This is a genomic window from Plantactinospora sp. A48, from assembly GCF_055793945.1.
In genome coordinates, this window is record NZ_JBTIXF010000079.1 from 1 (window position 1) to 20,150 (window position 20,150).

Genomic DNA, 20,150 nt, shown 5'->3' on the forward strand with positions numbered 1-20,150 from the left:
GGGCGGGTGTCTTGTGTTCTCTCTTCTGGTCCTCCCTTTTTTCCCGAACACTCGGGACACCCCCAACAAACCCCTTAAAAGGGGGCTGGCGCCCCCCCCCCCCCCCCCCCCCCCCCACTGCTCGTACGGCTGGATTGTCAGCGCCGGGAGGTGGCCTTCTTGGCCGGCGCCTTCTTGGCGGTGGTCTTCTTCGCCGCCGACGTCGCCCTGGTACCGACGGTCTTCTTGGCGGCCGTCTTCGTGGCCGCGGTGGTCTTCTTCGCCGTCGTCTTCTTGGCGGCGGCCGTCTTGGTCGCCGCGGTGGTCTTCTTCGCCGTCGTCTTCTTCGCGGCGGCGGTCCTGGCCGGCGCCTTGGCGGCCGTCTTGGTGGCCGTCTTGGTGGCTCCGGTGGTCTTCTTGGCGGCGGCCGTGGTCTTCGGCACCCGCCCGCTGGCCACCATCTCCTTGAACCCGGTTCCCGGCTTGAACGCCGGCACCGATGTCTTCTTGACCTTCACCGGCTCTCCGGTCCGGGGGTTGCGGGCTGTTCGCGCCCCGCGTACCCGCTTCTCGAAGCTTCCGAAACCGGTGATCGCCACCTTGTCGCCCTTGGCGACCGCTGCCTGAATCTCCGCCAGGACCGCGTCGAGCGCCGACGTCGCCGTCTTCCGGTCCCCGAGGCGATCCGTGAGCGCCTCGATGAGCTCGGCCTTGTTCACGACTTCCTCCTGATGTGCAACTGGACTCAACGCGAGCCATTCTGCGCGCACCGTATGCCCTGTGACCGGCAGAAACAAACATCTGCTCCAAAAAAGCCCTTGTGTCGCAACGGATTCTCACCGCCCGGATCACGGGCTCGGGCCGGAAGACGTGGTGGGGTAGGCGATTCACCGGTACCGCGGGCGCCGGTGGAAACGCGCCCGCGGTCGGCTCGAACCGCTATCCCGCGACCGGGAGGAAGTCCGGACGGGTCCGCTCGAAATCGGTGATCAACGATTCGTTTCGCAGCGTGAGTCCAATGTCGTCCAGCCCTTCCAGCAGGCGCCAGCGGCTGAAGTCGTCGAGCGGGAAGGGCCAGCGGAGGTCTCCGGCCCGTACCTCACGCAAGATCAGATCTACCGTCACAGTGGCCGATGGGTCACTTTCGGCGAGATCCCACAATTGCTCGATCGCGCTCAATTCCAACTCCACCGGCAACAGCCCTTCCTTGAGGGAGTTGCCCCGGAAGATGTCGCCGAAGCGGGGCGAGACCACCGCCCGGAAACCCCAGTCCCGCAACGCCCACACGGCGTGTTCCCGCGATGACCCGGTGCCGAACTCGGGGCCGGCCACCAGAATCGACGCACCCGAATAAGCGGGGTTGTTGAACACGAATTCGGGATCCTGCCGCCACGAGTCGAACAGCGCGTCGGCGAAACCGGTCCGGGTGATCCGCTTGAGGTAGACCGCCGGGATGATCTGGTCGGTGTCCACGTTGGATCGACGCAGCGGCATGACCTTGCCGCTGTGTACGGTGAGCTTCTCCATGTCGATTCCTTCCCGTCTACAGGTCCGCGGGCGCGGCCAGCCGGCCCTGCACCGCCGTCGCCGCCGCCACCTGCGGCGACACCAGGTGGGTACGACCGCCCCGGCCCTGCCGGCCCTCGAAGTTGCGGTTAGAGGTCGACGCGGAGCGCTCCCCCGGCCGCAGGGTGTCCGGGTTCATTCCCAGGCACATGGAGCAGCCGGCGAACCGCCACTCGGCGCCGGCGTCCGAGAAGACCTTGTCCAGCCCCTCGGCCTCGGCCGCCTCCCGGACGGCCGCGGAGCCCGGTACGACGAGCATCCGTACCCCGTCGGCCACCCGGCGCCCCCGGATCACGTCGGCCGCCGCCCGCAGGTCCTCCAGTCGGCCGTTGGTGCAGGAGCCGAGGAACACCACATCCACCGGCACGGACCGCAGCGGCGTACCGGGCCGCAGGTCCATGTACTCCAGCGCCCGCCGGGCCGCCGCCTGCTCCTGTGGGCTGGTCATCTCCGCCGGGTCGGGCACCGACTCGTACAGCCCGACGCCCTGCCCCGGGTTGGTCCCCCAGGTGACGAACGGGCTGATCCGGCTGGCGTCCAGCAGCACCTCGGCGTCGTACCGGGCGTCCGGATCGCTGGCCAGGCTCCGCCAGTACTCGACGGCGGCGTCCCACCGCTCGCCCGTCGGGGCGTGCGGCCGACCGCGCAGGTACTCGAAGGTGGTCTCGTCCGGTGCGATCATGCCGGCCTTGGCGCCCCACTCGATGGACATGTTGGCCACCGTCATCCGGCCCTCCATGGAGAGCCCCCGGATCGCCTCGCCGCGGTACTCCACCACGTACCCGCGGCCACCGCCGGTGCCGACCTGGGCGATCAGGGCCAGCACGAGATCCTTCGCGGTGACGCCCGGGGCGAGTTGGCCGGTCACGGTGACCGCCATGGTCTTCGGTCGCTGCTGCGGCAGGGTCTGGGTCGCCAGGACGTGTTCGACCTCACTGGTGCCGATGCCGAACGCCAGCGCCCCGAACGCGCCGTGGGTGGAGGTGTGCGAGTCCCCGCAGACGATCGTCAGGCCGGGCTGGGTGAGCCCCAACTGCGGACCGATCACGTGCACGATGCCCTGCTGCTCGTCGCCGAGGGCGTGCAGCGTGATGCCGAACTCGGCGCAGTTGTCGCGCAGCGTCGCCAGCTGGGTCCGGGAGGTCGGATCCGCGATGGTCAGCAGGTCGCCGCGGCGGGTCGACGCGGACGGATCGGCGTACCCGGTCGGGGTGTTGTGGTCCTCGGTCGCGACGGTCAGCTCGGGGCGACGGACCTGGCGGCCCGCGGCCCGCAGGCCGTCGAACGCCTGCGGGCTGGTGACCTCGTGCACGAGATGCAGGTCGATGTAGAGCAGGTCCGGCTCGCCCTCGGCCGCGCGCACCACATGGGCATCCCAGACCTTCTCGGCCAGCGTCCGAGATCGTTGATGTTTAGTGGCTTCCACCATCTGGACATCCTAAAGTTTGGGAGGTAGGTTTCGGCTTGTGGGACACAGTATGAGCGGTGTCGGCGTCCTCGACAAGGCGGTCGTCATCCTTGCGGCCTGCGTGGACGGCGCGAGCCTGGCCGAACTGGTGGAGCGCACCAAGCTGCCCCGGGCCACCGCACACCGGCTGGCACAGGCACTGGAGATTCACCGGATGCTGGTCCGGGACACCCAGGGCCGATGGCGTCCCGGCCCCCGGCTGGGCGAGCTGGCGAACGCCGCGCCCGACGTCCTGCTGACCGCGGCCGAGCCACTGCTCACCGCCCTGCGGGACGCCACGGGCGAGAGCGCGCAGCTCTACCTGCGCCGGGCCGACGAGCGGATCTGCGTGGCCGCCGCCGAGCGGGCGAGCGGGTTGCGCGACACCGTACCGGTCGGCTCGGTGCTACCCATGACCGCCGGCTCCGGGGCCCAGGTCCTGCTCGCCTGGGAACCGCCCGAGGCGGTGATGCCACTGCTGCCACGCTGCAAGTTCACCGGCCGCACCCTCGCCGAGGTCCGGCGGCGCGGCTGGGCGCAGAGCGTCGCGGAACGGGAGGCCGGGGTGGCCAGCGTCTCAGCCCCGATCCGGGACCGCACCGGCCGGGTGATCGCCTCGATCAGCGTCTCCGGCCCGATCGAACGCCTCGGCCGCCGCCCCGGCGACCGCCACGCCATGGCAGTAGTCCGCGCCGGCCAACGCCTCAGCGGCCTCTAACCCCACCCAACCCCCCCGCTCCCCCCACCCCCCCGCTACCCGGGTTGATCATGAAGTTAGCGGTCGATTTAGAGATCGAATTGACCGCTAACTTCATGATCAACCCGGAGTGGGGGTTCGGGTGGGGTCCGGGTAGGTGGGTGCGGGGGGGTGGGGTTTTGGGAATGGCCGGACAGGGTGGGGTCGGGCCGGGCACAATGAAACGGCCCGCATCAGCGAAGTGATGCGGGCCGTGAACCGTAGCCCCGACCGGATTCGAACCGGCGCTACCGCCTTGAGAGGGCGGCGTCCTAGGCCGCTAGACGACGGGGCCAGGAACTTCCGTTTGTTGATCTCGCGATCAACGGTGCTGGACTCTACCAGAGAACCAGCTACCGGCGCCCTCGCGGGCATCGGTGGCTGGGGTACCAGGACTCGAACCTAGACTAACTGAACCAGAATCAGTCGGGCTGCCAATTACCCCATACCCCATCGGCGCTTGCCGCGCCGGATCTGAACTCTACCGGACCGGTATGGCCCGACCAAATCGACCCCCGGAAACCGGTGCTGACCAGCGCGGATACCGGACCGCCCAACCTCGGGCACCAGCAACCAGCACCGGCACCGGCACCGGACCCTGACGCCGGCACCAGCACCAGCACCGGACCCCTGACGCCGGCACCGGCACCAGCACCCCTGACCCCGGGGGCGCCTGACCCAGGTCCCGGCGCCCGGTGACCCTGAGGGCTTCTGGTCAGGGGTTCCGACGCCCGGTCAGTCCATTCCCACCACCGGATTGGACAGTTCACCGATGCCCTCGATACGCACCGCCACGGTCTCGCCACTCACCAGCGGACTGACCCCGGCCGGCGTCCCGGTGAGGATCACGTCCCCGGGCAGCAGCGTCATGACATGCGAGATGTACGACACCAGTCCCACGACGTCAAAGATCATGTCCTTGGTACGGCCGAGCTGGCGTACCTCCATCTCGTCCGGCGGGCGACCGACCTCACAGCGGACCTCCAGATCCGAGACGTCGAGGCCGGTCGTGATCCACGGGCCGAGCGGGCAGAACGAGTCGAAGCCCTTGGCCCGGGTCCACTGCCCGTCCGAGCGTTGCAGGTCCCGCGCCGTCACGTCGTTACCGCAGGTGTAGCCGAAGATGGCCCGCTCGGCGGCGGTCCGGTCGGCCCGGCGGGCGCCCGGCGGGCCGATCACCACCGCGAGTTCGGCCTCGTGCTCCACCTGCCGGGACGCCGACGGCAGCCGGATCGCGTCCCGGGGCCCGATCACCGAGGTTGACGGCTTCAGGAACAGCAGCGGCTCCTTGGGCACCTCCACACCGTGCTCGGCCGCGTGTTCGGCGTAGTTCCGCCCCACGCACACCACCTTGCTCGGCAGGATCGGCGAGAGCAGCCGGATGTCGGCCAGCGCCCAGCGTTGCCCGCTGAACGAAATCTGGCCGAACGGGTGGCCCTCGATCTCGGCGATCGTGAGGGCGTCCGGACCCGCGTCCGGTTCGCCCTCGACGGCACCGAACGACATTCCCTTGGGATGAGCGAAACGAGCGATACGCACCCGGCCAATCTAGCCGCACCCAGCCGGCGGCCACGCCGGAGCGCCGCACCGGACGTACCCAGGCCGGACGACGCGCACAGCCGGGCCGGACGGCGCGCGCACCCGGACAGCGCCGCCGCACTACCCGGACAACGCCCACATTCCCACCCGGATCACGGAGGGTACGCACCGAAGCGGCGCAGAGTAACGCGCCGACCTGGTTGGCGCACCGGGTTCAGCCCTTCCGGGGGGCCACCGCCGGCCACCCGCCTAGCGTCGGCCCCAGGGAGGAACGACGATGCGCGCATCGAAAATCGGGGCCAGTCTGCTGGCCGTACTGGCCGCGAGCGGCCTGTCCATGCTGATCACGCCCGCCACAGCGGCCCGGGCGGCACCATCGACCGTGACGCTCGCGGTGGTGCCGGTCGGGAACGTCTCACCCTCGTACGAGGTCCAGATCAGCAACCGGACGATCACTTCGGTGAACACCACGGTCCGGCAGGAGTTGCCGGTTGGCCTGTCCCCCATTGCGATCAGCCACGGCGGGCATCCGGAGCCGGCGGCCAGCGGTGACCGTACCCTGCTGACCTGGCGGGTCCGGGTCCCGGCCGGCCGCACCGAAACGGTGAGCGCGACCATGCCGAAACCGCAGGCGGATCTCGACCTGGCCGCTCCGGCGTGCGTTTTCACCACCGGCATCTCGGTGCCGGACGACTGCGCGACGGCGACCTGGCGGCCATCGGGTGGCTTCCTGGCCTCGGGGTCGGCGCCCGGGTGGCGGCGTCCCGCCGTACTCGGGCTGATCGGGGCCGTGGTGCTGCTGGCCGGCGCGCTGGTGCTGACGGTGCGGGCCTGGCGGCGACGGGTGGTGCGGCGACAACGCGCGACCCGGCAACTGATCGCGCTCAGCGAGCCGAACGTCTATCCCCGACCGCCCCGCGCCGCCACGCCGACCCTGGTCCGACCGGCCCGTGGCCGGCCACCGCTGTGGGCCACGATGGCGGCGCTGCTGCTGGTCATCGGGGCCGTCTCCGGAAGCGCGTTGTGGCTGGCCACCGAGCGGGTGAGCGCCGTGCAGGGCGCTCGCCAACCGTCCAGCGGGGCCTGGAGCGGGTCGGCGGTGCAGGGCAGCCTCGGCGAGCCGTTGCACGAGTCGGTGTTCGAGTTCACCGTCTACCAGGTCGCCTGCCCGGCGGGCCGGGGTTGCACGGTGACCGTGGGGGTGCGCAACGCCTCCGACCGGGGGCAGCGCTGGTACGCCGCGATGCAGCGGGCGTACCTGCCGGACGGCAACTGGGTGAGCGCCGACGAGGCGGCGACCCGGGTGGCCAACCTGGCCCAGGACCGGTTCGGGGATCCGATCCCGCCGGGCGAGCGGCGCATCGTCCCGCTGGTGTTCCCGACCACAGGGGGTCAGCAGCCCACCCAGGTCGAGCTGCGTAGCGGCGTGTTCTCGGCCGGCGCCCGGGTCGATCTGCGCTGATCCGCCGGTGCGTACCCTGGGCAGGTGACCTCAGCCGCAGCGACCGACGCCGGGTCCGGGGCCGTCGGGGGTACGGATCGGGCCGGCGCGGTGGTCGTGCTCGACGCGGCCTCGTGGCGGGCCCGCCGCCGGGCCCACGAGACGCGGGTCGACGCCTGGCTGACCCCGCACCTCGCCCGCCGCCAGGCGGGCCGGAAGCATCCGGTGGAGGACTTCCTCTTCACCTACTACTCGCACCGGCCGGCGCAGTTGCGCCGCTGGCACCCGGGCGCCGGCGTGGCGCTCGCCGACGTCGACGCCGCCGAGTTCGGCCCGGACTATCGGAACGGGCCCACCGGGGTCACCCTCGACACCGCGGCGGTACGCGCCAGACGCGCCGACTCGATCGCGTGGATCCGTGCCCTGCTGGCCCGCACCGCCGCCCGGCCGGCACACCTGGGCTGCTTCGGGATGCACGAGTGGGCGATGGTCTACCGGCAGAGTCCGGCGGAGGTCCGGCACAACGCGTGGCCGCTGCGGCTGGGCCCGGACGCCACGGCCCGGACCGTCGAGGAGAACCGGATCCGGTGCAGCCACTCCGACGCCTACCGGTTCTTCACCGAACCCGCCCGACCGCTGAACCTGCTGCGGCCGAGCCGGGAACGGCAGCACGACCTCGAACAGCCGGGCTGCCTGCACGCGAACATGGACCTCTACAAGTGGGCGTACAAGCTCTCCTCGCTGGTGCCCAGCGAACTGGTGGCGGACTGCTTCGAACTGGCCCGGGAGATCCGTACGCTGGACATGCGCGCCAGCCCGTACGACCTGGCCGACCTCGGCTACCCGCCCGTGCGGGTGGAGACGCCGGCCGGCCGGGCCGAGTACGCGGCGGCGCAGCGCGACTTCGCCGAACGAGCCGCACCGCTACGCGCCCGCCTGCTCGCCGCCCTCGACTGAGGCGAAAGGAAGGGCACCTTCTTATCGCTTTTTGTAGAGGAAGGGCCCCCTCTTAACGCTCGTGTCCCGGGCGTCGCCAGCCGGACCCTGATCGTGGTCGGCCGCGCGTCGCAGCGGGCTCGATGGCGTGCGCCAGCAGCGCGGACGACACCAGCGTTCTCCGGTACGGCGGACGACACCGGCGCTCCCCGGTACGGCGACCGCACGGCCGTACCGGACGCTCAGGCCGGTCAATTAACGCCGGTGCCGGTTAATAGGGGGCCCTTCCTCTACGAAAAGCGATAACAAGGTGCCCTTCCTTACCTGCCGCCGATGTGGTGGAGCAGGAAGTCGCCGGCCGCGGTGAAGGCACGGATCTGGTTTTCCCGCTTGGTGAATCCGTGGCCCTCGTCCGGAAACGTCTCGTACCGCACCTCGACACCCCGGTCGCGCAGCCGCCCCACGATCTGCTCGCTCTCGGCCGGCGGTACCCGGGGGTCGTTCGCGCCCTGGATGACCATCAGCGGCGCCCGGATCCGGTCCGCGTGCGTGATCGGCGATCGGGTGATCAGTTGGGCGGCGTCCCGGTCCGGATCGCCGATCCGGGTCGCCACCAGGGTCCGCCAGGTGGGCGGCGAGCTGTTGGCGAGGGTGATCAGGTTGCTGATTCCGAACAGGTCGACGCCCGCCGCCCAGCCGAGTTCGGGCAGCCGGCTCAGGCAGGTGAGCACCGCGAAACCGCCGTACGAGCCGCCGAACACCGCGATCCGCGCCGGGTCCACCCAGTCCTGCTGTTGCAGCCAGGTCGCCACCGCGGCGAAGTCGCGCAGGTCCACCCCGCCCCAGTCGCGGTTGATCGCCTCCTGGTAGGTCCGGCCGTACCCGGTCGAGCCACGCACGTTGGGTGCCAGTACCGCGACGCCGCGATCGACGAGGTACTGGTAGAACCCGTCGTGCAGGTACGCGGGCCGTTCCTGCCAGGTGGGTCCGCCGTGGATGGACAGCACCACACCGACCGGGCCGCTGGCGCCGACCGGCCGGTAGAGCCAGGCCGGCACCGAGTGTCCCTCCGGGGATGGGCAAGCCACCAGCGTCGGTTCGACCAGCGTCGACGGGTCGACGCCGCCGGGAACGGCCTCGGTCAGCCAGCGCAGCTCGCCGCCGTCCAGGTCGACCACCGCGATGTTCGCCGGACGGGTGGCGGTGGATATCCGCAGTACGGCGAGCCGCCCGTCCGCCGACAGGTGCAGTTCCCCCGCCGCGCCCGCCGGCAGGTCCGGCATCGGCAGGTCCGCACCGGTGGACAGGTCCCGGCCGCGCAGGCGGTCCACGCCGTCCTCGTTGACCAGCCAGACCAGCACCCGGCCGTCCGCGGACAGGGCCAGGTCCTCGATGTCCCGGTCCGGGGTGTCCCACCAGGACAGTTCGCCGGTTTCGGGGTCCATCACGGCCAGTCCGGTGAATTCCCGGTCGGCGTCGGTGAGCACCAGGAAGCCGGAGCCGTCGGGCAGCCACGGGCCGAGCCAGTAGGTGCGGACCCGGTCCTCGGGGATGAGTCGTACGGCCGGCCCGCCGTCCACGGGTAGCACGTACAGCACCACGTCGGTGCCGGTTCGCCACTGCGCGGCGGTCAGCCGGCGGCCGTCCGGGGCCCAGTAGCCCGGCTGCATCCGGCCACCGTCCGCGGGCAGCCGGCGGGTCTCGCCCGTGTCCAGGTCACGCAGCAGTACGTCCTGGTCCTGCGGCACCCGGTCATTTCCCGCGTACGCCAGCAGCCGGCCGTCCGGTGAGCACGGCGGACCCATCGCGGCGTCGAACTGCACTGCGGGCGCGTCGGTCAGCGGCTCCGGTTCGCCGCCGTCCAGCGGCACCCGATACAACTGGCGGTACTCGTCGCCGTCCGTGTCCGCGAGGAAGAACAGCGATTTCCCGTCCGGGTGCCAGTCCAGCCAGCGCACCGTCGAATCGGTGTACGAGGTGAGTCGCCGCTCAGGTCCAGTACCATCCACCGACCGCACCACCACGTTGAACTGCCCGTTTGCGTCATCCGCATAGGCCACCATCGAACCGTCCGGCGAAAGCGCCAGCGTGGGCGCGTACCGCAGCGTTGGCTGGAAGTCCCGGTATTCAGGCATGTGGCGAGCCTACCGATGTCCATCAAGTTTTCTGCGGCACGGCCAACGGTCAGGAAGGGACCCTTCCTATACAAAAAACGATAAGAAGGTGCCCTTCCTTTCAGCGCAGTGGGAGCGAGGCCAGCTCGGCGCGGCTGGTGACGCCGAGCTTCGGGTACGCCTTGTAGAGGTGGTACGCCACGGTCTTCGGGCTGAGGAACAGTCGCGCGGCGATGTCCTTGTTGGTCATTCCCTGCCCGGCGAGCCGGGCGATCCGCAGTTCCTGCGGGGTGAGGGCCGCCCCGACCGCCCCGACCATCCCCACCGGACCAGCGGGACCGCTGGCCCCGACCGGACCGCCGGCCCCGACCGGACCGCCGGCCCCGACCGGACCACCGGCCCCGAACCGAACGCCCGCCTCGAACTGACCGACCGCGGCAGCCGCGCCGTGCGGACCGAACGGCCCGGCCCGACCGGCGGCCGAGGTCGCGGTTGCCGGCGGGACGCCGGTGGCGGCCAGTTCGGCGCGGGCCCACGCCGCCCACGGTGGCGCGCCCAGCTCGTCGAAGGTCCACCCGAGCCGTTCCAGCCGGGCGCGTGCCTCGGCCCGGCGCCGGGACCGGCGCAGCCACTCGGCGTACAGCAGCTCGGTGCGGGCCTGCTCGAACGGCCGGGCGGCCAGGTCGAGTGCGCGCAGGTGATCCTCCTCCGCGCCGGAGAGCAGGGCGCGACACCGGTACACCAACGAGTGCGCCCACGGCGAGCCGACCCGGTCGGCCCATTCGGTGAACCGGTCGAGGGCCGGTCGGGCCAGTTCGGGCGTCCCCGCGCGGACGGCGGCCTCCACCAGATCCGGCACGCTGCGCCGGGCACACACCAGATGCGCGTACGGGTTCTCCTGTAGGCCGGCGAGCCGGGTCGCCGCCGACTCGACCCGGCCCAGTCCCAGGTCGAGCAGGCCGAGTGCCCACTGCGTCCAGGGCCGGCCGGCGGGCTCGGTGCCCGGCGCCGCCCCGGCCAGGGCCCGGCCGACCAGTTCCCGGCAGTCCGACTCGGCGCCCGCCACCGCGGCGAGCAGGGCCCGCATCGCCAGCAACTGGCTGACCCACATCGGCTGTCCGCCGTCCTCGGCGACCACGATCCCCTCGTCGAGACTGATCGCCGAGTCCCGGTGCCGGCCGTGGAAGAACTCGGCCTCCGCCCGGAAGAACAGCAGGGTGGGCAGCAGCCCGAGGACCCCCTCGGATCGGCACCGCTCGACCAGGGCGCCGGCCAGCTCGTACGCCTCGGCGTCCTGGCCGGCGACGAACCCCAGCCCGCACAGTTGGACCCGGTCCACAGGTCGTGGCCCCGCCTCGGCGGCCGTGGTCGCCAGCGGCGGCGCCACACCCCGCAGCGCCGCGACCTCGAACCGGGCGACCGGATGGTCCACCGTCGCGAGCCGGTCGAGGACCGCGCCGAGGTACGGCTCGCCGAGGTACCAGGCCGGATGGAAGGCCGCCACGAGCAGTGGCGCCCGCTGCGCCGGGTCCAGGTCGGCACCACCGCTCATCAGCTCGTACGCGGTCCGGTGGACGCCCTGCCAGAACCAGGCGTGTCCCTCGATGGCGGCGACCCGAGCGAGGAAGGCCGGTTCGTCGTGGAACCCGGCGGCCCGCTCGGCGAGCCGTACCGCCGTGGCGGGTTCCCCGGCCTGGAGCCCACTCTCGGCGGCGAGCAGCAACCGCCGGGCCTGGGCCGGCCGGGCCTCGCTGAGTTCGGCGGCGCGTTCGAAGGCGGCCATGGCCGCCCGGTAACCGGCCCGGTCCCGCGCCTGCTCGGCGGTGGTTTCCAGGGCGGCCGCCACATCCTCGTCCGGGCCGGTCGCCGCGGCGGCACGATGCCAGGCCCGCCGGTCCGCGGCGTCCGGTTCGGTGAGTACGTCGGCGAGCGCGCGGTGGGCCGCGAGCCGCTGGTCGAAGGGCGCCTCCCGGTAGACGGCCGCCCGGACCAGTGGATGCCGGAACCGCAGCCGCCGGTGCTCTACCGTGACCAGCCGGGCCTGTTCGGCCGGGCGCAGGTCGGCGGTCCCGGCCCCGAGCGAGGCCGCCGCGCCGAACAGCACGTCCAGGTCCCCGGTCTCCTCCGCGGCGGCGACCAGCAGCAGTGTCCGGGTGGCCGGCGGCAGCCGGTCGACCTGCCCATGGAACGCGGCCAGCAGCCGGTCAGTCAGCGGCACCGGCCCGGGACGCTGCCCGGCGCTCAGCGTCCGGGGCAGTTCGAGCAGGGCGAGCGGGTTGCCCTGCGCCTCCGCCAGCACCCGGGACCGGGCGGCCGGGTCGAGGTCGGCGGGCAGCAGCCGGGCGGCCTCGGTCGGGTCCAACCCGCGAAGCGGGTGGGTCGGCAGGCCCGGCGCGACGAAGCCGTCGTCCCGGGCGGCGAAGATCACGACGATGCCCTCGGCCCGCAGCCGCCGGGCCGCGAACAGCAGCGCCTCGGCGGAGACGGTGTCCAGCCAGTGCGCGTCGTCGACCAGGCAGAGCAGCGGGCCGTCGTCGGCCAGTTCGGCCAGCAGCGACAGCACCGCAAGCCCCACCAGCAACCGATCGGGCCGGTTCCCCTCGCCGAGGCCGAACGCCGAGGCCAGGGCCCGGCGCTGCGGTGCCGGCAGCCGGTCGAGCCGGTCGGCCGCCGGTAGCAGCAGCTGACTCAGTCCGGCGAAGGGCAGTTCCGCCTCCACCTCGACGCCGGCCCCCCGCAACACCCGCAGCGACGGGCGGACCGGCACATCCGACGGGACCGCCGTACCCGGTGGGGCCGTCGGGCCGGTCGGGACCGTCGAGTCGGGCCCGGCGAGGCCAGCGGCCCAGTCCAACAGCGCGGTCTTGCCGATGCCCGGCCCGCCGCGCAACACCAGGACGGCGCTCTCCCCGGCGTACGCCCGCCGGACCAGTCCGGCGATCCGGTCCTGTTCCCCCGAGCGGCCGCACAGCATGGGCTTGACCCTACACAGGTAACGGATTACCTAAGCGATACCGATTCCGCGCCGGTCGATGCCGCATAGCGTCGCGTTCATGCAGCTCACCGAGTTGAAGTCCAACCCGACCGGCCGGCTTGACGCGCACCGCGCCCCGGCCCGTCCCCGCACCGGCATCCCCCGGACCGACCCGGTCGACCCGGCCAACCCGACCGACCCGGTCGACCCGGTCGACCCGGCAGCCGTCCCGGGTTTCCTGCCGGTCCTGCTCACCTCCATCGCCGTCGTCGCGGTTGACGCGTTCATCGTTAACATCGCTCTGCCCGTGCTCCAACAGGATCTGCGCGCCAGTTCGGCCGTACTCCAGTGGGTGGTCGCCGGTTTCGTCCTCGCCGTGGCCGCCGGCCTGGTCACCGGCGGCCGGCTGGGTGACCGGTACGGCCGCCGCCGGGTCTTCGGGATCGGGCTGGGCCTCTTCACCGCCGCGTCCGTGCTGTGTGGAGTGGCGCCCACGGCCGGCTTCCTGGTCGGCGCGCGGGTGCTCCAGGGACTGGCCGCCGCGCTGCTCATGCCGCAGGTCCTGGCCATCATCCGGACCAGCGTCCCGCTCGCCGCGCAACCCCGGGCCTTCGCCCGGTACGGCCTGACGATGGGTCTGGGCGCGGTCTTCGGTCAACTGATCGGCGGCCTGCTGATCCGGGCCGACCTGTTCGGTCTGGACTGGCGGCTGTGCTTCCTGATCAATCTGCCGATCGGCGTCGTCGCGCTGGTGTTCCTGCGCCGGATCCCCGAGTCGCGGCACCCCGTCAGCCGGCTCGACCTGACCGGGGCGGTCCTGCTCAGCGCCGCGCTGGTGGCGCTGGTGCTGCCGCTGATCAGCGGACGGGAGCAGGGCTGGCCGATGTGGACCTGGGAGTGCCTGGCCGCCGCGCCCCTGCTGTTCGGGGTGTTCGCGCTGGTCCAGCGTGGCCGGCAGCAGCCGCTGGTCGACCTCGCGTTGTTCCGGGAGCGGGCGTTCTCCGCCGGGCTGCTGGCCACCCAGGCGTTCTGGATGGGCCAGGCGTCGTTCTTCCTGATCCTCGCCCTCTACCTACAGGTCGGCCGCGGCCTCTCGCCGCTGACGGCGGGCGTCGTCTTCATCGCCATCGGCGCCGGCTACCTGGGCACCTCGATGTACGCGGACCGGATCGCCGCCCGGCTGGGTCGGCAGGTGGTCAGCCTCGGCGCGCTCATCATGGTGCTCGGTCTGGCCGCGATGTGGGCGGCCGCCGACCGGGGCGTCGGTTGGCTCGTCCCGGGGCTGGCGGTCGACGGCATCGGGATGGGCATGGCGCTCGCGCCGCTGACCACCATCGTGCTGTCCCGGGTACGCCCGCAGCACACCGGCGCCGCCGCCGGAGTGCTGTCCACGGTCAACCAGACCGGCAACGCGGTCGGGGTGGCCCTGATCGGCATCGTGTTCTACCGGGCGGCCGATCTGACCGCCGGATTCCGGGCCGGGCTGGTCGCGCTGATCGTCCTGGAGCTGACCCTGGCGGCGCTCATCCAGGCCCTGCCGAAACGCTGACTCCAGGCCTGGTTGTAGGGCGGTGTCCAGGATGGTTTGCCGGGTCGGTGGGGCGGGCAGGTGTGGCGGGTTGGGGCGGGGCGGGTCGGTGTGGCGGGTTGGGTGGGGCGGGCACCGGTGGTTAGCCGACACTGTCAGTGACAACGTCGCGAACCCCACGCCCCTGACGCTCGGTAGTCACCCGGAGGGCTCGTCCACCCACCTGTTCCTCGCTTTGCAATGCTTCCCCCCAGGCGACACCAATGCTGAGCTGCGGTGCTGCTCGTTGCCGGGTTTCTCCGGATCAGGTTGCCGGTTACTCGGGGTGCCTGTTGCCTGGAGGGAAGCATTGCAAAGGAAGGCGAAGACACCGGGGCGGGGAGCAACCGGCGCTCACTTTCGGTGAGCGAGGATGCCAGCCTCACCCGTACCTCGGGTCAGTCGGTGCCGCCGTCCCGCACCGCCGTGACGAACGATCGCCAGGTGGCCGGCACGAAACTCAGGACCGGGCCGGACCGGTCCTTGCTGTCCCGGACCAGGACCACGCCGGGCAGATTGTCGGCCACCTCGACGCAGGCGCCACCGTTGCCGTTGCTCCGGCTGCTGGTGCGCCACCGGACACCGGTCAGTTCCATGCCTGTGCCACCTCCGTGATCAGTTCCAGGGACTGCGCCTGGGTCAGTGCCTCGCCCCGGATCGACTCCCACACCTCGACGGCCCGAAGCACGTGGTCGGGCTGGTCGAAGACCTGTCCGTCGAATTGTCCCTCGACGTAGCCGACGTCCTCACCGTTCGGTGGCGTGGCGATCACGAACGGCCCGTTCAGCCCGGCGTACGCCCCGGCGCTCGCCGGCACCACGTGGATCCGGGTCCGGGGCAGCGTGGTGCCCAGCTTTGCCAGGTGCCGCAACTGCTCGTGCAGCACCTCGACGCCGCCCACCGGCCGGTGCAGGACGCCCTCGTCGATGACGGCGGTGAACAGCGGTGGCCGGCCCCGGACGAGCACCTCCTGCCGGTCCAGCCGGGTCGCCACCTGCCGCTCGACGTCACCGGGGGCCAGCAGGCCGCTGCCGGCCAGCACGGCCCGGGCGTACCCCTCGGTCTGGAGCAGACCCGGCACGAACAGCGGCTCGAACCAGCGGAGCACGGTGGCCTCCTGCTCGATGCCGGCGAACTCGCGGAACCACGGCACGATCGTGTCCCGGCCGAGTCGGCGCTGGATCCGGGCCAGCAGGCCCGCGCTGCCCAGCACCGCGTCGCAGCGCTGCGCGAAGTCGCCACTCGGCCGGCGCTCGGCAGCCTCCACCTTCGCCACCAGCGACGCCGAATAGCTGATCGCCTCGGCCAGCTCGGCCTGCGACAGCTCGGCCGCGCCGCGCGCCAGCCGCAGCTCCTCGGCGAAGTGCGCCAGCATCGTCGACGGTTCCACGCACAGTCCCACGGACAACCTCCGGACAACCGGCGGACCGGCCGGTCCGGCCCGCGTACGTACTGGTCGTCGGCCCGTGGCAGCCCGAACACCCGGCCAGCGCCACCCAGACTGTCACGCAGCGGAACCGTTCGGTATCCCTGGGCGAGGATGGATCGGTCGACGGACGGGACCGCGGGCCGCCCTCTCGCCCGAACCCGGGGGCGGCCCCCGTCAACGGCGAGGAGGCGACGATGTCCGACACATCGACGGGTACGGAACCACCAAGGTCCGGCCGGCCCCACCTGGCGCTCCGGCCACTGTGGATCTGCCGGGTCTGTGCCCAGCCGTGGCCGTGTGGCACCGCCCGACTGGAGCTGCGAGCCGAGTGGGCCGGAGACAGCGTCGGACTGCACGTCTACCTCGCCACCGCCCTGCAGGAGGCGGTGGCCGACCTCTACCGGCTGTGCCCGGACACCGCGCCAGCCCCGCACGAGTTCTGGCACCGCTTCCTGGCCTGGGCCGCCCCGCGCCGCCAGCCGCCCGCCGAACCCCACCCCCCGCCGGCTGCCGAGCCGCTGCCCCACCCCCAACCGGTTGCCGAGCCGCAGCCCCAGCCGGCCGCCGAGCCGCAGCCCCAGCCGGCTGCCGAGGCCACCAGGCGAGCGCCGGACGTGCCCGGATGAGGGCACGGGTTCGGCCACCAGAACCGGTCCACGCCGCGCGACATCGTTGCTATATATATCGCGGCGCGATATATATAGCGCATGGACATCAGTGAGCAGACGTTCCTGATCCTCTCCGCCCTCGCCGACCAACCCCGCCACGGCTACGCCGTGGTGGCGGAGGTCGACGAGATGACCGACGGCAGGATCCGGTTACGGGCTGGCACCCTCTACGGGGCCCTCGACCGCCTCGTCGCCCAAGGGCTCATCGCCCCCGACCACGACGAGGTGGAGAAGGGCCGGCTACGTCGCTTCTACAAACTGACCGACGCGGGGGCGGACACCATCCGCGCTGAGAGCCGGCGGATGGCCACCGCGGTCCGACTCGCCGAGGAGCGCCTCAACAAGCGGGCCGCCCGCAACACCCCGCGTCTCGGGACCATCGGATGAACCCGGACATGAGCCCCCTGGAGCGACGCTATCGACGGCTGCTGCGCCTACTGCCAGCCACGCACCGCGACGCCCGCGGCGAGGAACTGCTCGGACTGCTGCTGGACCTCGACCACGGCCGCCGACACCCGAGCAGGCACGAGACACTGAGCCTCATCGCCCTGGCGATCCGGCTGCGACTCACGACCCCCGTCACCACCGCGGTCCTCACCACCGGGCTCAGTGCCCTGCTCATCGCCGCCGACACCCAACCCGCCGGCGACACTCTGGACCTGTTCACCGGCGCTGTCCTCGCCACCGACCTGCCGGCCGTCATCTCCAGTTGGCCGCAGCTGGCCGTTCTCGGCCTGCTGCCCCTCGCACCACTGATCGCCTGGCTGTGCGGCGCAACCCGGACCGCCCTCATCCTGCAGGCACTATTCCTGACGTTCATCGTCGGTTGGCTCGTCGTCGAACTGCGCAGCGGGGTCGGCATGGGAATCAACCCCGGCCAGCAACTCTTCGCGTACTCCACACCGGTCTTGATCTTCATCCTGCTCGCGATCGCTGACCGCGAGCGGTGGACCGCGCCCCGGCCACGCCTGTTCTGGTGGGCCCTCGTCCCGCTCGGGATCCTCGCCTGGAAAGGCACCGGAGAATGGGGACGCCACGGCGTGTACGTTCCCGACGCCGTGCCGACGGTCATCGGGGTCCTCGCCGCCGCCACCGTCGCGGTCGGAGCCGCCTTCGCAGTCCGGCGCCACCGACCCGCCGTAATCGTCGGCGTCGGACTCACCGGCTTCGTCGCCGGATGGCTGATCCCCGACCCGCTGCTGTCCAACACGGCGATGCGGCACTTCGACGGTCAGCCGCTACCACTGGCAATCCTCATCACGCTGATCGCTGCCACCCCGGCTGGCTTCAATCACCTCGCCCGTCGCCACAGGTCCGAGGTGCGGTCGCTACCACCCGATGAACCCGTGATGCGCTGAACCCCACAGTCCTGGGTCAGTGGTCGTCGGGGCGGCGCAGCCGCTTGATCTCGCCCCGCCGCTTCTTGTCGGCGATCCGGCGTTCCTTGGCGCCGCGCGACGGACGGGTCGGCCGGCGCGGTGGCGGGGGCGGCGCGATGGCGTCGGCCAGCAGCGCGACGAGCCGGGCGCTGGCCGCCTCCCGGTTGCGCAACTGGGCCCGGTGTTCCGAGGCCGCGATCGTGATCGTGCCGTCCACCAGCCGGTTGCCGAGCCGCTGCCGCGCCCGGTCCTTGAGGTGGTCCGGCAGCGCGGTCGAGCCGTCCAGACTCCAGGAGAGTTCCACCCGCGAGTCGGCGGTGTTGACGCCCTGGCCGCCCGGCCCGCTGGAGCGGGAGAAGCGCCAACTCAGCTCGCCGGCCGGGATGGTGACCCGGTCGTTCACCCGCAGCTCGTCGGCCATGCCCCCAGGCTAGTGCCGACCGCCCGGCGGGGCATCTGAGATCTTGGACGCAAACCGTTCGCTGCGAACGGTTTGCGTCCAAGGCCTCGACGGGACGATCGTCAGGCGAGCGCGTTGACGGCGCGGGCGATCACCAGCACGACGATCAGGAACGAGACGGTGGCCTGGAGCATCATCGCCACCTTGGCCAGCCGGCTCAGCGGCATCGTGTCGGTCGGGCTGAACGCCGTCGAGTTGGTGAACGCCAGATAGAGGTAGTCGAGGAAAACCGGCCGCCAGCCGGGGGGCACCAGGTCCGGCGCCGTGGTCATCTGCGGGAAGAGCAGATCCGGGTACGGTTCCCGCGAGCGCGCCCGGGCCGCCGGGCCACCCCGGTCCAGTTGCCAGTACCAGAGGGCGAAGACGATCACGTTCGTCAGCCAGATCACCGCCCCGCTGACCAGGACCGTCGCCGGTCGTTCCGTCCCGTGCCCGCCGACCAGCAGGTACACCATCCGGCCGGCCGACCAGGTCACCGCCACGGTCGCCACCGCGACCAGGACCAGCTCGACGGTCCGCAGGACCCGCGACTCCCGGTTCATCTCGAACGGGTTGGTGACCAGCAGGCCCAGCAGCAGCACCAGTTCCACCGTCGGCAGCACCCAGCGGGGGTCGAAGGCCAGCGTCTGCGGGGTGACCAGTTGCAACACGGCGGCCACGATGATCACCAGCGCCACCGGCCAGCGGTGTTCACCCGGGTGCGGCCGACGCCACGCCGGCGCCCCACCCTGCTGCCCCGGCGCCCTGGCCCGCTGCCCCAGCGCCCCGACCTGCTCCTCCGGCGTCGCGACCTGCTCCCCCGGCATCGCGGATGAGGCCGGCACCTCATCCGACCGCCCGGTGGCGGACTCCGGTGGTGGCGGTGCGTCGGTCACGGCTGAATTGTGACCCCCAGCCGGCAGGCCCACACCCCGACCCTCCCCTTGATCGAGGCGGGCGGGTCAGCCGCCCTTGCCGATGATGCCGTCGGCGACCTGCTGGGCCTGGTCGATCGGGATCGCGAAGCCGATGCCGATCGACCCGCTGCCGTCCAGGGTGGCGATCGCGGTGTTCACCCCCACCACCTCACCCCGGGCGTTGACTAGCGGCCCCCCGGAGTTCCCGGGGTTGATCGAGGCGTCGGTCTGTACCGCCGTGTGCCGGCTGGTGCCCAACCGGACCGGTCGGTCCAACGCGCTCACGATGCCGGCGGTCACCGTGCCGGCCAGGCCCAGTGGCGAGCCGACCGCCAGGACGGGCTCACCGACCCGGGTACCGCCCGGTTTGGCCAGGGTGAGTGGGTTGAGCCGGGCCTCGGGCGGCACCTTGAGCACCGCGATGTCGCTGTTCGGGTCGTGCCCCACCACCGTGGCCGGCATCCGCCGGCCGTCCGGGGTCTCCACGACGACGGTGGAGCTGTCGCCCCGGGCCACGATGTGGTCGTTGGTGATGATGTGCTGGAGGTTGTCGATGGCGAACCCCGAGCCGGTGGCCGTGTTGCCACCACCGGCGTCGACCAGCACGGAGACCACCCCGGGTACCACCTTGCCGGCGGCACTCACCAGGTCCGGCGGCACCGGTCCGGCCGCCGAGGCGACCGGGGCGGGCGGTCGGTTGCCCTGGCTCGCGACGTACCCACCGGCCAGTGCCCCGGACACGGTGGACAGCGCGACAACGGCCAGCGCGAAGACCAACGCCCGTCGCCACCGGGTCGCCCGGCGGACGCCGGCCAGGTCCGCCCGATCGGTCCCGTTCTGGCGGTACGGGTCGAGGTCCGGCGAGATGAACCACGGGCCACGGGGTTCGCCGAGGCCGGTCTGCACTGCCATCGCTCACTCCTTGCCGTTGGTTGGCTGCCTGCGCTGCCTGGATCCGCTTGCCGGACCCGTCAGGTTGGACCCGCTTGCCGGACCCGTCAGGCTGGATCCGGTCGCCG

General features: G+C 71.9%; 18 protein-coding genes and 2 tRNA genes. 7 read left to right on the forward strand and 13 right to left on the reverse strand.

Annotated features, from left to right (window positions below; translation table 11 throughout):
• Nucleotides 1–137: 137 nt before the first annotated feature.
• The 3 genes from ACXN5W_RS27145 to leuC all read right to left on the reverse strand — a co-directional run bounded on the left by ACXN5W_RS27145 (nt 138) and on the right by leuC (nt 2,974).
• On the reverse strand, nt 138–698 hold the full coding sequence (locus ACXN5W_RS27145; protein WP_473161251.1) for an HU family DNA-binding protein: 561 nt from the start codon (nt 696–698) through the stop codon (nt 138–140).
• Between the two features lie 220 nt (nt 699–918).
• Complete coding sequence (gene leuD / locus ACXN5W_RS27150; protein WP_473161229.1) at nt 919–1,506, reverse strand: 3-isopropylmalate dehydratase small subunit; 588 nt, start codon at nt 1,504–1,506, stop codon at nt 919–921.
• 16 nt (nt 1,507–1,522) lie between these two features.
• Entirely contained in the window at nt 1,523–2,974 is a 1,452-nt protein-coding gene (gene leuC / locus ACXN5W_RS27155; RefSeq protein ID WP_473161230.1) for a 3-isopropylmalate dehydratase large subunit, read from the reverse strand.
• Between the two features lie 49 nt (nt 2,975–3,023).
• Here leuC and ACXN5W_RS27160 point away from each other — a divergent pair, with 49 nt between their 5' ends.
• The gene (locus tag ACXN5W_RS27160) at nt 3,024–3,710 is read left to right on the forward strand and encodes an IclR family transcriptional regulator (RefSeq protein ID WP_473161231.1); all 687 of its coding nucleotides are present in this window, start codon (nt 3,024–3,026) and stop codon (nt 3,708–3,710) included.
• A gap of 240 nt (nt 3,711–3,950) precedes the next feature.
• Here the strand turns inward: ACXN5W_RS27160 and ACXN5W_RS27165 are convergent.
• The 3 genes from ACXN5W_RS27165 to ACXN5W_RS27175 form a co-directional block, all read right to left on the reverse strand.
• Nucleotides 3,951–4,023: transfer RNA gene (locus tag ACXN5W_RS27165), tRNA-Glu, on the reverse strand.
• 83 nt (nt 4,024–4,106) lie between these two features.
• Nucleotides 4,107–4,181, reverse strand: a tRNA-Gln gene (locus ACXN5W_RS27170).
• Between the two features lie 282 nt (nt 4,182–4,463).
• On the reverse strand, nt 4,464–5,267 hold the full coding sequence (locus tag ACXN5W_RS27175) for a fumarylacetoacetate hydrolase family protein (RefSeq protein WP_473161232.1): 804 nt from the start codon (nt 5,265–5,267) through the stop codon (nt 4,464–4,466).
• Nucleotides 5,268–5,544: 277 nt separating this feature from the next.
• Between ACXN5W_RS27175 and ACXN5W_RS27180 the strand changes: the two genes are divergently transcribed.
• Both ACXN5W_RS27180 and ACXN5W_RS27185 read left to right on the forward strand, forming a co-directional pair.
• Nucleotides 5,545–6,729 carry a DUF4352 domain-containing protein gene (locus tag ACXN5W_RS27180; protein WP_473161233.1) on the forward strand — a complete coding sequence of 395 codons (1,185 nt, stop codon included), beginning with the start codon at nt 5,545–5,547 and terminating at the stop codon, nt 6,727–6,729.
• A gap of 90 nt (nt 6,730–6,819) precedes the next feature.
• The gene (locus tag ACXN5W_RS27185) at nt 6,820–7,665 is read left to right on the forward strand and encodes a 3-methyladenine DNA glycosylase (RefSeq protein WP_473161252.1); all 846 of its coding nucleotides are present in this window, start codon (nt 6,820–6,822) and stop codon (nt 7,663–7,665) included.
• A 299-nt stretch (nt 7,666–7,964) separates the two neighbouring features.
• Here the strand turns inward: ACXN5W_RS27185 and ACXN5W_RS27190 are convergent, their stop codons facing one another.
• Together ACXN5W_RS27190 and ACXN5W_RS27195 are read right to left on the reverse strand one after the other, a co-directional pair.
• Nucleotides 7,965–9,779 carry a S9 family peptidase gene (locus ACXN5W_RS27190; protein ID WP_473161234.1) on the reverse strand — a complete coding sequence of 605 codons (1,815 nt, stop codon included), beginning with the start codon at nt 9,777–9,779 and terminating at the stop codon, nt 7,965–7,967.
• A gap of 100 nt (nt 9,780–9,879) precedes the next feature.
• Entirely contained in the window at nt 9,880–12,732 is a 2,853-nt protein-coding gene (locus tag ACXN5W_RS27195; RefSeq protein ID WP_473161235.1) for a helix-turn-helix transcriptional regulator, read from the reverse strand.
• A 79-nt stretch (nt 12,733–12,811) separates the two neighbouring features.
• Here ACXN5W_RS27195 and ACXN5W_RS27200 point away from each other — a divergent pair, with 79 nt between their 5' ends.
• Nucleotides 12,812–14,281 carry an MFS transporter gene (locus tag ACXN5W_RS27200; RefSeq protein ID WP_473161236.1) on the forward strand — a complete coding sequence of 490 codons (1,470 nt, stop codon included), beginning with the start codon at nt 12,812–12,814 and terminating at the stop codon, nt 14,279–14,281.
• 416 nt (nt 14,282–14,697) lie between these two features.
• Here ACXN5W_RS27200 and ACXN5W_RS27205 read toward each other — a convergent pair whose 3' ends face one another.
• Together ACXN5W_RS27205 and ACXN5W_RS27210 are read right to left on the reverse strand one after the other, a co-directional pair.
• Nucleotides 14,698–14,895, reverse strand: a complete 198-nt coding sequence (locus ACXN5W_RS27205; protein WP_473161237.1) for a DUF397 domain-containing protein — start codon at nt 14,893–14,895, stop codon at nt 14,698–14,700.
• Nucleotides 14,886–15,689, reverse strand: a complete 804-nt coding sequence (locus ACXN5W_RS27210; RefSeq protein ID WP_473161238.1) for a helix-turn-helix domain-containing protein — start codon at nt 15,687–15,689, stop codon at nt 14,886–14,888. The genes ACXN5W_RS27205 and ACXN5W_RS27210 overlap by 10 nt, the downstream gene beginning before the upstream one ends.
• Nucleotides 15,690–15,922: 233 nt before the next feature.
• Here ACXN5W_RS27210 and ACXN5W_RS27215 point away from each other — a divergent pair, with 233 nt between their 5' ends.
• The 3 genes from ACXN5W_RS27215 (at nt 15,923) to ACXN5W_RS27225 (ending at nt 17,754) form a co-directional block, all read left to right on the forward strand.
• Nucleotides 15,923–16,354 carry a hypothetical protein gene (locus ACXN5W_RS27215; RefSeq protein WP_473161239.1) on the forward strand — a complete coding sequence of 144 codons (432 nt, stop codon included), beginning with the start codon at nt 15,923–15,925 and terminating at the stop codon, nt 16,352–16,354.
• Nucleotides 16,355–16,435: 81 nt separating this feature from the next.
• Complete coding sequence (locus tag ACXN5W_RS27220) at nt 16,436–16,783, forward strand: PadR family transcriptional regulator (protein ID WP_473161240.1); 348 nt, start codon at nt 16,436–16,438, stop codon at nt 16,781–16,783.
• Between the two features lie 8 nt (nt 16,784–16,791).
• Nucleotides 16,792–17,754, forward strand: coding sequence for a hypothetical protein (locus ACXN5W_RS27225; RefSeq protein WP_473161241.1), 963 nt, complete (start codon nt 16,792–16,794; stop codon nt 17,752–17,754).
• Between the two features lie 16 nt (nt 17,755–17,770).
• On the opposite strand, the gene arfB is transcribed toward ACXN5W_RS27225, so the two are convergent.
• The 3 genes from arfB to ACXN5W_RS27240 all read right to left on the reverse strand — a co-directional run bounded on the left by arfB (nt 17,771) and on the right by ACXN5W_RS27240 (nt 20,043).
• Nucleotides 17,771–18,196, reverse strand: coding sequence for an alternative ribosome rescue aminoacyl-tRNA hydrolase ArfB (arfB, locus tag ACXN5W_RS27230; RefSeq protein WP_473161242.1), 426 nt, complete (start codon nt 18,194–18,196; stop codon nt 17,771–17,773).
• Nucleotides 18,197–18,297: 101 nt separating this feature from the next.
• Nucleotides 18,298–19,110 (reverse strand): DUF1345 domain-containing protein, encoded by an 813-nt coding sequence (locus tag ACXN5W_RS27235; protein ID WP_473161243.1) that lies wholly within the window; start codon nt 19,108–19,110, stop codon nt 18,298–18,300.
• A 66-nt stretch (nt 19,111–19,176) separates the two neighbouring features.
• A complete protein-coding gene (locus ACXN5W_RS27240; protein WP_473161244.1) occupies nt 19,177–20,043 on the reverse strand; it encodes a S1C family serine protease in 867 nt (288 codons plus the stop codon).
• Between the last annotated feature and the right edge of the window lie 107 nt (nt 20,044–20,150).

Excerpts from the sequence above, each read along its gene's own strand:
- leuC (WP_473161230.1), bottom strand. The coding sequence starts at position 2,974 with ATGGTGGAAGCCACTAAACATCAACGATCTCGGACGCTGGCCGAGAAG.
- ACXN5W_RS27215 (WP_473161239.1), top strand. The coding sequence starts at position 15,923 with ATGTCCGACACATCGACGGGTACGGAACCACCAAGGTCCGGCCGGCCC.
- ACXN5W_RS27180 (WP_473161233.1), top strand. The coding sequence starts at position 5,545 with ATGCGCGCATCGAAAATCGGGGCCAGTCTGCTGGCCGTACTGGCCGCG.
- ACXN5W_RS27240 (WP_473161244.1), bottom strand. The coding sequence starts at position 20,043 with ATGGCAGTGCAGACCGGCCTCGGCGAACCCCGTGGCCCGTGGTTCATC.
- ACXN5W_RS27220 (WP_473161240.1), top strand. The coding sequence starts at position 16,436 with ATGGACATCAGTGAGCAGACGTTCCTGATCCTCTCCGCCCTCGCCGAC.
- ACXN5W_RS27195 (WP_473161235.1), bottom strand. The coding sequence starts at position 12,732 with ATGCTGTGCGGCCGCTCGGGGGAACAGGACCGGATCGCCGGACTGGTC.
- leuD (WP_473161229.1), bottom strand. The coding sequence starts at position 1,506 with ATGGAGAAGCTCACCGTACACAGCGGCAAGGTCATGCCGCTGCGTCGA.
- ACXN5W_RS27225 (WP_473161241.1), top strand. The coding sequence starts at position 16,792 with ATGAGCCCCCTGGAGCGACGCTATCGACGGCTGCTGCGCCTACTGCCA.
- ACXN5W_RS27190 (WP_473161234.1), bottom strand. The coding sequence starts at position 9,779 with ATGCCTGAATACCGGGACTTCCAGCCAACGCTGCGGTACGCGCCCACG.
- ACXN5W_RS27200 (WP_473161236.1), top strand. The coding sequence starts at position 12,812 with ATGCAGCTCACCGAGTTGAAGTCCAACCCGACCGGCCGGCTTGACGCG.
- ACXN5W_RS27205 (WP_473161237.1), bottom strand. The coding sequence starts at position 14,895 with ATGGAACTGACCGGTGTCCGGTGGCGCACCAGCAGCCGGAGCAACGGC.
- ACXN5W_RS27160 (WP_473161231.1), top strand. The coding sequence starts at position 3,024 with ATGAGCGGTGTCGGCGTCCTCGACAAGGCGGTCGTCATCCTTGCGGCC.
- arfB (WP_473161242.1), bottom strand. The coding sequence starts at position 18,196 with ATGGCCGACGAGCTGCGGGTGAACGACCGGGTCACCATCCCGGCCGGC.